The organism is Microbacterium sp. ARD31 (assembly GCF_031844425.1).
This window is the reverse complement of record NZ_JAUZVE010000039.1, coordinates 14,839-27,341: the sequence shown is the minus strand read 5'-3', so window position 1 is coordinate 27,341 and position 12,503 is coordinate 14,839. Positions and strand designations below refer to the sequence as shown.

Here is a 12,503-nt window from a genome sequence, read left to right as displayed (position 1 = left end):
CCCGTCGTTCCGGGACACTCGGGGGCGGTCAGCACATCAAGTCTTTCGATTGCTTCGGGGCGGGTAGGTGAAGGATGATTCGGGGTGCCTCTATTCTGTGTCGCGGACGCGGACACGTTTCAGCGTGGTGCGCGCTGCCGCCCGCAGGCGACGTGCAGACCGCCACAGTCGGTCGCGCCGCACCATGCCCTGCAGTTCGCGTCGCAGACCCCGCTCGCGGACGCCGCGAGCAGCGAGCGCCTCAAGGATCGCCTTCGCGTCGACGACTTCGTAGTGCTTCGGCTTCCTCACATCCCTCAGGAGCCGCCAGTCTGCCTGATGAGGAAGGGTGGCACACGCATCGAGCGCCCGGTACGCCCGCAGGCTGGCCATCGTGCGCAGGCACTTGGAACAGCGGCCGCAGTTGTAGGCTTCGCCATCTCCCTCCCAACACACCCTGAGATATCGCATCGCAATATCGTTCGGAGTGATGGCCGCGATCTTTTCCGTTCGTGTCAACTCGACTCCGTGGTGCTCGAACGTGACACGACTGGTGGACCACAGGGGGTCCAACTTCGGGTGGGACCCCCACGGGCTCATGTCGGGGGTCTGGTATGTCGCCGGGACGATCACATGCCCTACGTGCTCCGAGAGGAGCAACCCTACGGATGCCAGCGCAGCACCGTGGTACTCCTCCCCCCACGGCGACCACCGATCGGATACTCGGCGGATGTCGGTGCGTACGCTGATCAGAGGCTTGCCGAGCTCGTGGGCGGCGGCTCGAGCCGCGGCGAGTGCCATCTCCCCCCGGCGAACGTCATCGAACCCCACGTCCAATCCGTGTACGAAGATCAGGTGGGTGATCTGCGCGCTCCGGACGATCGCGGAGTAGAAGGAGTCCACGCCGCCGGAGAAGAAGCATCCGACACCGGGATGCGGGCTTCCACTCTCGCCCGTCTCCGCATTGATGGCCACGCGATGCAATGCCGGGTACCAGCCGATCAGCAGGTCCTGCGCCCGCTCGGACCCCGCGAGCCCGACCGGATCGAGGAGATCATCGAAAGTCGCCCGCTCGGCGATCCTCATCAGGATCGGAAGCGAGGCGGGCAGCCAGGCGTGCCCGCGGTCGTCCAGCGTGACATCCGCCCAGTAGGTGGCCTGGCACGACCCGTCGGGCATGCCCGATAACTCGAGGGACGCCATCCGGGTACCCGGTGTGGGGATCGATCGCACGTGGATCACGGTCACAAGATAGTGCCCGCCCGGTCGGTTGCCTGACACCGCCCCGCGCAGGTGATTGATGCGCCGGTATCCTGTGGTCGTGCCCCCGCCTCTTGCCACCGCGGTCCTCATTGCGACCTTCAACCGACCGGACTACCTGCGGACCTGCCTGGAGCGCTTGGCGGATCAGACTGTCGCACCGGCAACGGTCATCGTCGTGGACAGTTCGTCCGATGAACGTTCTGAGGCCGTGGCGCGCGAGCACGGCGTCACGTATGTTCGCAATCCGCTCGGCCCGGGCCACACTGCGACGTCACGAATGCTCGGAGTTGCTCTCGCCGGTGATGCCGACGTGATCGCCTTCATCGACGATGATGCATTCGCGGCACCGGACTGGCTGGAGCAGCTCCTTCGCCGCTATACCGATCCGAACGTGGCCGGCGTGGGAGGTCGTGCCTCCAACGGCCAGGCCGGCGAAGAGAACGTCGGCCTCGACGACATAGGTAAGTTCCATCTCGACGGAACGCTCAGCGGCCACTTTGCCGCTAACCCCGAAACAGACGTCGATGTCGATCATCTCCTCGGCGCCAACATGTCGCTTCGTCTCGCCGCGATCGAGGAGCTCGGCGGCATCCGGGATTACTATCCCGGAACCTGCTTGCGGGAAGAGAGCGAAATCGCGTTGCGTGCGCGTCTCTCGGGTTGGCGATTGGTGTACGCGCCGGATGCGGTCGTCGAACACGTCGCGGGCCCTTACGCGAAGGGTCGCCGCTTCGATGCGCGATATTCGTACTATGCCCAGCGCAATCACTTCGTGCTGCTCGGCCGTGTTGTCGGCCGCGCGGATCGCCGCTTCTCCCGCTACCTTCGGGTCGCAGCGGCGCAGGTTCGGCAAGATGTCGCATATGCCGTGCGTGCACTTGGGCGACGGCGTCTGCTCGGTCCTGAGTCGATCGCCAGTGGAGTGGCCCGCGGTCTCACGAAGGCTGTGAGCACCACTGCAGGCATCACGGTCGGCGTGATGCTCGTACTCTCCGGTCGCATCCCGTACTCCCGCCCGGTTGCTCGCGCAATGGCGCCTATCTCGGATGTGCCCGAATGACGGAATGCACACCCGCTGTCTCGATCGTCGTATGCACACGAGACAGGGTTTCCAGTTTGATCGCCCGCCTCCCGTCGATCGTCGACGCGGCGTCCGCATCCAGCCGAGACACCGAGATCATCGTCGTCGACAACGGCTCGGTCGACGGCACCACCAAAGAGGTCGCGCGGCGCTTTCCGACGGTCTTGCTCGTGCACGAAGGAGCGCCCGGCATCTCCATTGCTCGAAACACGGGTGTGCGCGCGGCCAAGGCTCCTGTGATCTTGTTCACCGACGACGACGTCGAAGTACCCCTTGATTGGGTCAATCGCCTTTCCGCGCCGCTGATCGCTGGCGCCGCCGAGATCGTCGTGGGCGGCATCAGCGTGGACGAAAGCCTTCGCCGGACGTGGATGTCGCCCTGGCTCCTGCAGAACTTCGCGCACTATCCCGAACAGCAGTCCGTCGATCCGGGTGTCGTGGGGGCGAACTTCGGTGCTTTGAAGACGGTCCTTCTCGAGATCCCTTTCGATGAACGGCTCGGTGCCGCACCGTATCAGCGACACGAAGACGGCTTCTTCGGTGTGCAGGCACGGGAACGTGGTTTCCGGATCGTCGGTGTCGCCGGCGATCCTGTCGTCCACCACTTCGACCCTTCACGCCTGCAGAGGTCGGCGATCCACGCCCTCGCTGCCAGAGCCGGTCGTGGCTCCGGATACATCTGGTACCACTGGGCTTACGGAGTCGCGCCTCATCTGTTCGTGAAATCCGTCGTCTTCCGCCTGACGCGCATCGCGACACTGCCCTGGTTGCGACGACATCAGTCCGACCGCGATCTGAAGCTCGTCGCGAAGATCGCTTTCATCGATGAGTTGAGGAGAATCGAAGGGTCACCACGCAACTACCCGGCGCCGAGCGTTCGACTGGCTGATCCGCCTTCGCCATGATGCTCGACTCGCTGCGCGCCATCCGCGTTCGTACCCGCGAGGTCCTCGCGCGTCGAATCGAGCCCGGTTCATCAGTTGCGCTTCTGGACTACCCGTACTACCCGAACGCAGGCGATGTGCTCATCTGGGCGGGCACACGCGCGTATCTCGACGATCTCCAGGTCGAGGTCCGCTACCAGGAACGGCATGACCGCTACAGCCGCGACGAGCTCACCAGGAGACACCCGCGAGGACCGATCCTGCTTCAGGGTGGCGGCAACTTCGGTGATCGGTGGCCGGCGCATCAGGAGTTCAGGGAGCGCGTGATCTCCGATTTCCCCGACCGCCACATCGTTCAGCTGCCGCAAACGATCGAGATGGCACCGGCGACCGCGGTCCGCGTCCGTGGCCTTTACCGCCAGCATCCCAATCTCACGGTGCTGTTGCGCGATTCGGGCAGCGTCCGCGCAGCAGAGGCGCTGTTTCCTGACATCGATACGGAGTTCTGTCCCGACCTCGCTTTCGGGTACTCGGCCGCGAGAAGACGGCGAAGACCAGCTGTCGACGTCATGGAACTGAAACGCGACGACAGCGAGTCCGTCGCCGCCGGTTCGCTGTTCAGCCACCAGCCCGACATCACGACGGAGGAAATGGACTGGGGACTCAGCTCCGTCGAACAGTTCCGCTGGGCGGCGCTCAGGGCGCCGCGCGCAGTCGGTCGACGCGTTCTCCGCCAGTTCCCTTCGACCGGCGTCCGCGACATTGCACCGCCGTACAACAGCTTCACCCGTCTGGTTCTGCGCTCAGCGGAGCGGATCCTGTCTAGAGGAAGCGTGGTCGTCACCGACCGCCTGCATGCGGTGGTGCTTGCCGCGCTGATGGGAATTCCGGTAGTCGCGCGGGACAACGGGAACCACAAGGTTTCGACGATCGTGGGCGATTACCTAGGCCGCCTCTCGGACGTTCGCTTCGCCACCGACTCCGCCCGAGCAACGGAGCAGGTCGTCGAGTTCCTCCGCGACCGTTGACAGCAACCGATGAGACCGGGTAGCTACTGCAGCGCGCTCGTGAGCCGCGCCAGGTTGTCCAGCACCGTCGAGCGCAGCGGCTGCTTCTCCCACTCCTCGAGGGTGAGGTTGCGGCTGAGCGCGCGGTAGTCGGCCTCCACGTCGCGCATCTGCCGCACGAACTCCTCGCCGCGCACGAGCATCGAGATCTCGAGGTTCAGACCGAACGAGCGCATGTCCATGTTGCTCGAGCCGATGATCGCGGTCTCGTCGTCGATGGTCATGCACTTGGAGTGGAGGATGTACGGCCTGCGGTACATCCAGATCTTCACGCCCGCGCGCAGCAGAGCCTCGTAATAGCTGCGCTGCGCGTGGTAGACCATCGCCTGGTCCCCCTCTTCCGAGACGAAGAGCTCGACGTGGATGCCGCGCTGACAGGCCGTGGTGACAGCCAGCAGCAGCGCCTCATCCGGCACGAAGTAGGGGCTCACGATGATGATCCGCTCTTGGGCGGCGTAGATGAGGCCGGCGAACAGCTTGAGATTGTTCTGGAACTCGAACCCGGGACCGGACGGCACGATCTGGCAGTCCAGATCGCCCGGGCCCGGCTTGACGTCGAAGAGGTTGATCTCTTCGGTGAGGATCTCCTCGGTCTCGCTGTACCAGTCCGAGAGGAACACGGCGTTGATCGACGCGACCACCGGACCCTGCACGCGCACCATCAGGTCGACCCAGTGCAGTCCGCGCTTGATGTTCTTGCGAAGGTTGTACGTGGAATCGGTGACATTCTGCGAACCGGTGAACGCGATGCGGCCGTCGACGACGAGCAGCTTGCGGTGATTGCGCAGGTCGGGGCGCTGGTACTTGCCCTTGAGCGGCTGGACGGGGAGCATCAGCCGCCAGTGGGCGCCCATCCGGTCGAGGCGCCGTGTCGTCTCCTTGTAGAACGGCTTACCGCGGTTCGCCCAGTAGTCCAGGAGCACGCGCACCACGACGCCGCGCTCGGCGGCCTCCTCCATCGCACGGAAGAAGTTGTCGGTCGAGACATCCGACTGCAGGATGTAGAACTCGACATGGACGTAGGCCCTCGCCGATCGGATGGCCTCGGCCATCGTGTCGAGGCTCTCCTGGTAGTCGGGGATGAGGGTGGCGGCGTTGTCGCCGGCCAGCGGCAGCGCGCCCAGCGTCCGGTTCAGCGTCACCAGGGAGCGGAACCATGTCGGGGCACCCGGGCGCAGGGTGCCGAAGTCCAGACCCCGGCTGGTCTCGCGGATGTAGTCGTTGATACGGTCCTGCATCTGCCGGCGCTTGCGCGGCAGCCGCGGGTTCCCGATCAGCAGGAACAGGAACACACCGATGATCGGGATGAAGTAGATCGCCAGCAGCCACGCCATGGCCGCCGTCGGGCGGCGGTTGCGGGGGACGACGATGACGGCGGTGACGCGCACGATGACGTCGAACACGATGACCGCGATCAGCGCCCAGCTGGTGATCGTCAACTCCACCGCGCCTCCCCTCGACGCCGGACCGGCTGAGCCCAGCGTAGTGTGCGCGTGGGTCAGTTCTCGGCGGTGACCGGGGACGATTCGGATGCCGCCGCCGCCGGCGCGGGCGGGAGACCGCGCTTGGCGCGCTCCTGCGCCTCGATGCGGGCGTAGGCGCGGCGCTCGTTGCGGTCGGCCCGCACGGTGCTTCGCAGCACGTAGAAGAACAGCGCGCTCACGACCACGGTCGGCAGAAGCGACCACAGCACCGCGAGCCAGTATTCGTCCACCCCCCAAGTGTACGTGCCGTGCACTGTCCGGGTCTCAGGCTGCCCTCCCCAAGGGCCGCCGCGCGACCGATCGTCCCCAGCCGGCCCGTACCCTCGATCCGCCGTGCTCGCGCCGACCACAGTCGACGCATGACCACCATCGTCAAGGCCGCGAACGCGGCGGAGTTCCTGTCACTCGTCCCCCGCCTGCTGGGCTACCACCCCACCGACAGCCTGGTGCTCGTCCCCTTCGACGGCGCACGCACGTGCGGCGCCATGCGCTTCGACCTCCCGCGAGACGGCGACGAGATCGAACGACTCGCGGCGACCTTCCTCGGCCTCGCGTGCAAGATCCCCGACGCGGACGGCATCGCGGTGGTCGCGTTCACCTCAGCGACGTTCGCGGACGGCATCCCGCACGCCGGGCTGGTGCGGGCGATCGAGACCCGGGCCGATGCGTGCGGGCTGCGCGTGGTCGACGCGCTCTGCGTCGCCGCCGATGCGTGGGGCTCGTATCTCACCGAGCATGGCGAGCCCCGGCCGCTCGCACAGCTGGGGGATGCCGCCCCCGCGTTCTGGGGCGACCTCCCCGAGCCCGCCGATGACCAGTCCGCCGGCGCGGAACTGCCCGTGATCGACGACGACACCGTCGGACGCGTCGCGGACGCGCTGCGTTCGCTCGGCGACGCGGTCACCCTCCTGTGCGAATCCGGCGCGCGCACGGATCGCCGCATCGACCCGCAGGCGCTCGCGACCGCGTGCGTGCTCGAGGATCTGCCCCGGCTCTTCGAACGGGCGCTCGGCTGGGACGCCGAGGCGCTCGCACCCTATGACGCCGCGGCGATGATCTGGTGTCTCGAGCGCCCGTCGCTGCGCGACATCGCCATGGTGGGGTGGTGCGGTGGTGTCGTCGCCGGCGACGAGGCGCTCGAGGCGCAGCTCAGGTGGGAGCAGGGAGCGGAGTACCCCGCGCACCTGGCCATGGTCATGTGGGGCGAAGGCGATCGGCCCGAACCGGGGCGCCTCCAGTCGGCGCTCGCGCTGACCCGCACCCTCGCGGCGCTCTGCCCCGAGCCACGACGAGCGGGCGCGCTGGCGATGTGCGGGTGGTTGTCGTGGGCGCTCGGCAAGTCCACGCACGCGGCGCTCTACGCCGGATGGGCGTGCGAGATCGAGCCCGAGCACGGTCTCGCCGAGATCGTCGCCTCGTTCGTCGGCGCCGGTCACCTGCCCGAGTGGGCGTTCACCCCGGCACGGGCGAGCGCTACTTGACGAGCGGGAAGAGGATCGTCTCGCGGATGCCGAGACCGGTGATGGCCATCAGCAGGCGGTCGATGCCCATGCCCATGCCGCCCGTCGGAGGCATGCCGTGCTCGAGCGCGCGCAGGAACTCCTCGTCGATGCGCATGGCCTCGACATCCCCGCGGGCGGCGAGCTTCGCCTGCTCGACGAAGCGCTCGCGCTGGATGACGGGGTCGACGAGCTCGGAGTACCCGGTGGCCAGCTCGAAGCCGCGCACGTAGAGATCCCACTTCTCGACCACGCCGGGGATCGACCGGTGCTCGCGGACCAGGGGGCTGGTGTCGAGCGGGAAGTCCATGACGAATGTCGGGCGCACGAGGTCGCGCTTGACGAAGTGCTCCCACAGCTCCTCGACGAGCTTGCCGTGGATGGGGTGCGGGGGAAGGTCGACGCCGGCCGACTCGGCGAGCGCGACGAGCTCGTCGAAGGGCGTCTCGGGGGTGATCGTCCGACCGGCTGCCTCAGAGAGCGAGGGGTACATCGACAGGCGGTCCCACTGCCCGCCCAGGTCGTACGCCGTGCCGTCGGCCCACGTGACGGTCGTGGAGCCGGCGACGGCGGTCGCGGCATCCTGGATCAGCTGCTGGGTGAGGTCGGCGATGCCGTTGTAGTCGCTGTAGGCCTCATAGGCCTCGAGCATCGCGAACTCGGGGCTGTGGGTGGAGTCGGCGCCTTCGTTGCGGAAGTTCCGGTTGATCTCGAAGACACGGTCGATGCCGCCGACGACGGCGCGCTTGAGGAAGAGCTCGGGCGCGATCCGGAGGTACAGGTCGGCATCGAAGGCGTTCGAGCGTGTGACGAACGGCCGCGCGGAGGCCCCGCCGTGCTGCACCTGCAGCATCGGCGTCTCGACCTCGACGAACCCGCGCTCTGCGAAGGTGCGGCGGAGGCTGGCGTTGACGGCGGAGCGGGCGAGCACCGTCTCGCGAGCCCGGTCGCGCACGATGAGGTCGAGGAAGCGGCTGCGCACCCGGCTCTCCTCGCTGAGTTCGGCGTACATGTTCGGCAGCGGCAGGATCGCCTTGGCGGCGATCCGCCACTCGGCCACCATGATCGACAGCTCGCCCCGGCGACTCGAGATGACCTCGCCCGACACGAACACGTGGTCGCCCAGGTCCACGAGCTCCTTCCACGCCTGCAGCGAGTCCTCACCGACCGCGGCGAGCGAGACCATGGCCTGGATACGGCTGCCGTCGCCGGCCTGGAGCGTGGCGAAGCACAGCTTTCCGGTGTTGCGGCTGAACACGATCCGGCCGGCGACGCCCGCGGTCACGCCGGTCTCGGCGCCCGCTTCGAGGTCGCCGAAACGCTGACGCAGCGCGGGGATGGTGTCGGTGACCGGCACCGCCACCGGGTAGGCGCCGCCCGCGGCGTCGGCCCGCTCGTCGATCAGCCGCTCGCGCTTGGCCAGACGGACCGCCTTCTGCTCGAAGACCTCTTCCTCGGTGGGTTCGGTGTCGGCGGGCGCGGCGGAATCGGTCATGGGGTGAGCTCCTCGAAAAGTCCGGGCAAGTCTACCGGCGCGGGCTCGTCACCCTTGATGGGAGCAGGTCGCTCGCGAAGGTGCGCATTCCGCCCGCGAAGCGGGCGTACGCGGCGTGTCTCCGGTACCGGAGCAGGGGGCGGTGATCCGTCGCGATCTCGCCCCGAAGGGTCGCGATGATCGCCAGCCAGGCGTCGGCGAAGAAGTACGGATACGCGCCCTCACGATCCTCCGGAACGGGGAGGGCGAACCCGATGACCTCCGAGCGCACCGCCATCGTGCCGTTGCTGATCGTGCCGCCGTGGAGCAGCCGGCGGACTCCTCCGCCCGACTCCAGGTGCGCGAGCGCGGCGGCGTCGAGCGACACGAGCTCGGACAGCAGCACGCCCGTGTCGAGCTCGTTCTCGTCCATGAGCTCCGCGTCCGAGAACCACAGCGCAGCCGCCGGACGGGCCCGGAAGGCGTCTTCGATCGCCACGAGCTTTCCGGCCGGCCACACGTCGTCGTGGTCGCACGGGGCGACGACCTCGGCGAGCGTCGCCGCCCGCGCGAGAGCGGCACTCACGTTCCGGGCGAACCCCTGCCGGGTCGTGTTGACGATGACCTCCACCGGGAAGGGCGCGTCGCCGGTGGAACGCTCGAGGATGTCGAGCGTTCCGTCTGCGGAGGCATCATCGCTGACGACGAGGACGTCGGGCACGCGCTCCTGGGTGGAGAGGGATTCCAGCTGCCGGCCGAGGTGACGCGCACCGTTGCAGGTGGTCATGGCGACCGCGATGCGCATCTCATCCTCCCGAGGATCGTCAGACCAGGCCCACGGGGGGCTCGGCGGGCCCGGAAGGCGGGTCGGCCAGCGCGTGGTCGATCGTGGAGTGCACGAGCGCCGACAGGTACAGGCCGGGGCTCGGAACCCCGACCTGGGCGAGGAGCCCCGCGGCCTGCCCGACGATCGATCGCGAGAACTCGGTGGCGGTGGCGATCGCCTCCGCGTACGCCGCACGGTCTGCCTCCGCCACGACGACCGGCTCGCACCCGAGCTCGACGGCGAGGGCCTGGGCGATGGGCAGCACAGGCCCGGGTGCCGTGACGGCGGCGAACGCGTTGGTCAGCTGGCGCAGATCCATCGACGTCCCGGTGAAGGCGATGGCCGGGTGGATGGCGAGCGGGATGGCTCCACGCGCGACCGCGGGGGCGAGGATGCCGGTGCCGTGGGCCGCATCGGTGTGGAGCACGAGCTGTCCGGGCTGCCACGCGCCCACGTCGGCGAGGCCGGCGATCAGCCCCGTGAGCTCCGTCGACGGCACGGCCACGATGACGAGCTCGCTGCGACGGGCGACCTCGACCGCGTCGAGCACCGGCACGCCCGGGAGGATCGCCTCGACCCGCTCGGGGTCCGAGCCCGCGGTGACGCCGACCAGGGCATGTCCGGCGCCGGCGAGGGCCGCCGCGATCACCGGCCCCACCCGGCCGGCGCCGATGACGCCGACGCCGAGGCGTCCGTCGCGGTTCATGTCGCGCTCTCTTCGGTGGCCCACCATCGGTGGGTCCGATCGGTGCCGGCGGCGCGCACGGCGCCGTCGGCCGCCGCGCCGAAAGCGGCCAGCGCGACGTCGCGATCGACGGCCGCCAGGTCGGTGGTGACCGGCCCCGCGACGACGTTGCCGCGCAGCGACGCCACGCGCAGCATCCGATCGACCGGGCCCTGGTGGATGGCGAGGCTCTGCAGGCGGGCGAGCGGCAGGATGGTCAGCGTGCGCCAGATCGCGCCGCGGCGAAGCAGCAGCGCGTCAGCGGTGAGGAGGAAGCCGTTGCGACGCCACGACAGCGGACGGATCGGCCAGGCTCGTCGGGGCGAGGTCGTGAACGAGTCGGCGGCGCCGGTGCCCCGCACTCCCTCGTGCACGATGAGCGGCCATTCCGTCTCGGGCACGTGCGGCAGGACCAGACGCAGCACCGCCTCGACATCGGCCGTCGTGCCGACCGGCAGCACGGTGGTGAACTGATCGGTGCTGCCGTCCGACGCGCTCCGGCCAGAGAGGCGGTTGATGCGCACGGACCACCAGCCGGCGGGGCGCCAGAGGATCGACTGCGACACCTCGATGGCGTGGATGCGGCCGGGTGGCACGATCTCGGTCACGGTGGTCAGCAGGCCGAACGTGATGCGCACACCGTCCTCGGTGGGTGCGATGGAGTACCGGAGCGACCGGGTGATGGAGCGCACCCAGTAGGCGCCGACGCCGATGATGGCCGGGATGAACCCGAACAGCAGCCACGGGGTGCTGTTGGCCACGCCGATGACGACGGCGACGAGCCCGGCCAGCAGCCACAGCGTGGTCGGACTGAGGACGTGCGAGGCGATGAGGCGTCCGACCGGGATGCGCACGACCGAGGCGGGCTCGGCGACGGGGGCCTCCTCGCCTTCGATGAGACCGGTGATGCCACGGCTCACGGTGTGGCCCAGGGCGGCGACTCCGCGGGATTTGGCCGTCGCGGCATCCACCCCCGCGGCCCCCAGCCGGCGACCGGAGGCCAGGCGGAGGATGTCGGCGCGGATCGTCTCGGCGTTCGCGGTCGAGAGGTACTCGAGCTTGACGTTCGCGTCGGCGCCGGCGCCCACGACCTCGAGCTTGGCCAGCCCCACGAGGCGCGCGATCATCGGCCGGGTCAGGTTGACACCCTGCACGCGGTCGAGCGGCGCGCGCCGCTGGGTGCGGAAGAGCACGCCGCTTCGCACCTCGACGTCGTCACCGGTGATGCGGAACGAGTGAAACCGCCACGAGAGGTAGAACAGGCCCACGAGCACGGCGAGGACGACCAGCACGGCGACGAACGCGACGATGTAGAGGTCGTTCTCGATGACGAAGTCGATGGGATCGTCGCCGTTGAAGTCGGTGAACTCGTCGCCCGACTCGGGGATCAGCCACGGCAGGAACACCGCCGTCAGGCGGTCGCGCAGGTTCGCGACGATCACGCCGGCCACGACCAAGAGGGTCAGCCCGCCCCGCAGCAGCGGTGTGAGGGGGTGCAGGCGATGCCACTCCCCGTCGCTGAGCGGGGACCGCACGAGCGCGGGCGGCGGGGCCGGCGCCGGTGCGGGCGCGGATTCGGGGGGAGGCGGGGCGACGTCGGTCATAGCCCGGTGCGCCGGCTCTCGGCCACCGCCACGAGGTGGTCGCGGAGCGTCTCGGCGGCGTCCTGCGCGAGCCCGGGAATGACGACTCCGGTCGACGCGGCCGCCGTGACGAACTTCAGCTGCGCGATCCCGAATCCGCGGTCGAGCGGGCCGTGCGTGATGTCGACCAGCTGCATGCGTCCGTACGGTACGGCCACCATCCGCTGCCACAGGATGCCGCGGCGGAACACGAGGTCATCGTCGCGCAGCTGGTATCCGATGGCGCGGGCCTGGCGCGGCAGGATCGCGAGCGTCCAGACCATGATCACCGTCATGACCCCGCCCGGGATCCATGCCCACCACTGCTGCAGCCCCAGGGTGAGGACGAGCATGGCGGCGACGACGAGCAGCAGGAACGAACCCGTCGAGATCAGCTGCACCCGCACGTACTTCGGCGAGATCTGGTGCCAGACCCCGTTCTCGAGCACGAGCCGGTGGGGCGAGCGCGGTTCGACCAGCCGCGGGAAGGTGCCGTCGTCGAGCCCGGCCGGCGCGGCAGCGTCGCCGGCGGGGGCCGGGGCGGCGGAGGGGGAGGCCGCGGGCACGTCGCCGGTGTCGATGAGCGCAGGCGGCGACGCG

At 68.8% G+C, this 12,503-nt stretch carries 12 protein-coding genes; 4 read left to right on the top strand and 8 right to left on the bottom strand.

The genetic code is table 11. The features are described from left to right. Window positions 1-90: 90 nt before the first annotated feature. Entirely contained in the window at window positions 91-1,221 is a 1,131-nt protein-coding gene (locus tag Q9S36_RS40365) for a hypothetical protein (RefSeq protein WP_311290375.1), read from the bottom strand. Window positions 1,222-1,300: 79 nt separating this feature from the next. On the opposite strand from Q9S36_RS40365, the gene Q9S36_RS40360 reads away from it, so the two are divergent. The 3 genes from Q9S36_RS40360 to Q9S36_RS40350 are packed head-to-tail and all read left to right on the top strand — an operon-like array spanning window position 1,301 to window position 4,235. Continuing rightward, window positions 1,301-2,302, top strand: a complete 1,002-nt coding sequence (locus tag Q9S36_RS40360) for a glycosyltransferase family 2 protein (RefSeq protein WP_311290374.1) — start codon at window positions 1,301-1,303, stop codon at window positions 2,300-2,302. Then, window positions 2,299-3,228 (top strand): glycosyltransferase, encoded by a 930-nt coding sequence (locus Q9S36_RS40355; protein ID WP_311290373.1) that lies wholly within the window; start codon window positions 2,299-2,301, stop codon window positions 3,226-3,228. Before Q9S36_RS40360 ends, Q9S36_RS40355 begins: the two co-directional genes overlap by 4 nt. Then, complete coding sequence (locus Q9S36_RS40350; RefSeq protein WP_311290372.1) at window positions 3,225-4,235, top strand: polysaccharide pyruvyl transferase family protein; 1,011 nt, start codon at window positions 3,225-3,227, stop codon at window positions 4,233-4,235. The genes Q9S36_RS40355 and Q9S36_RS40350 overlap by 4 nt, the downstream gene beginning before the upstream one ends. A 23-nt stretch (window positions 4,236-4,258) precedes the next feature. Here the strand turns inward: Q9S36_RS40350 and cls are convergent, their stop codons facing one another. After that, window positions 4,259-5,713: a cardiolipin synthase gene (cls, locus tag Q9S36_RS40345; protein ID WP_311290417.1), complete on the bottom strand. Its 1,455-nt coding sequence runs from the start codon at window positions 5,711-5,713 to the stop codon at window positions 4,259-4,261. A 59-nt stretch (window positions 5,714-5,772) separates the two neighbouring features. Continuing rightward, window positions 5,773-5,988, bottom strand: a complete 216-nt coding sequence (locus tag Q9S36_RS40340; protein ID WP_311290371.1) for a hypothetical protein — start codon at window positions 5,986-5,988, stop codon at window positions 5,773-5,775. A 129-nt stretch (window positions 5,989-6,117) separates the two neighbouring features. On the opposite strand from Q9S36_RS40340, the gene Q9S36_RS40335 reads away from it, so the two are divergent. After that, entirely contained in the window at window positions 6,118-7,239 is a 1,122-nt protein-coding gene (locus Q9S36_RS40335) for a DUF4192 family protein (RefSeq protein ID WP_311290370.1), read from the top strand. Here Q9S36_RS40335 and lysS read toward each other — a convergent pair. From lysS to Q9S36_RS40310, 5 genes are read right to left on the bottom strand one after another with little or no spacing between them, the layout of a single operon-like run. Next, window positions 7,232-8,752: a lysine--tRNA ligase gene (gene lysS / locus Q9S36_RS40330; RefSeq protein ID WP_311290369.1), complete on the bottom strand. Its 1,521-nt coding sequence runs from the start codon at window positions 8,750-8,752 to the stop codon at window positions 7,232-7,234. The genes Q9S36_RS40335 and lysS overlap by 8 nt on opposite strands. A 31-nt stretch (window positions 8,753-8,783) precedes the next feature. Beyond that, window positions 8,784-9,536, bottom strand: a complete 753-nt coding sequence (locus Q9S36_RS40325) for a glycosyltransferase (RefSeq protein WP_311290368.1) — start codon at window positions 9,534-9,536, stop codon at window positions 8,784-8,786. Between the two features lie 19 nt (window positions 9,537-9,555). Then, window positions 9,556-10,263, bottom strand: a complete 708-nt coding sequence (locus Q9S36_RS40320) for a DUF2520 domain-containing protein (protein WP_311290367.1) — start codon at window positions 10,261-10,263, stop codon at window positions 9,556-9,558. Next, window positions 10,260-11,885: a PH domain-containing protein gene (locus Q9S36_RS40315; RefSeq protein WP_311290366.1), complete on the bottom strand. Its 1,626-nt coding sequence runs from the start codon at window positions 11,883-11,885 to the stop codon at window positions 10,260-10,262. Before Q9S36_RS40315 ends, Q9S36_RS40320 begins: the two co-directional genes overlap by 4 nt. Beyond that, entirely contained in the window at window positions 11,882-12,382 is a 501-nt protein-coding gene (locus Q9S36_RS40310; RefSeq protein WP_311290416.1) for a PH domain-containing protein, read from the bottom strand. The genes Q9S36_RS40315 and Q9S36_RS40310 overlap by 4 nt, the downstream gene beginning before the upstream one ends. Window positions 12,383-12,503: the final 121 nt, after the last annotated feature.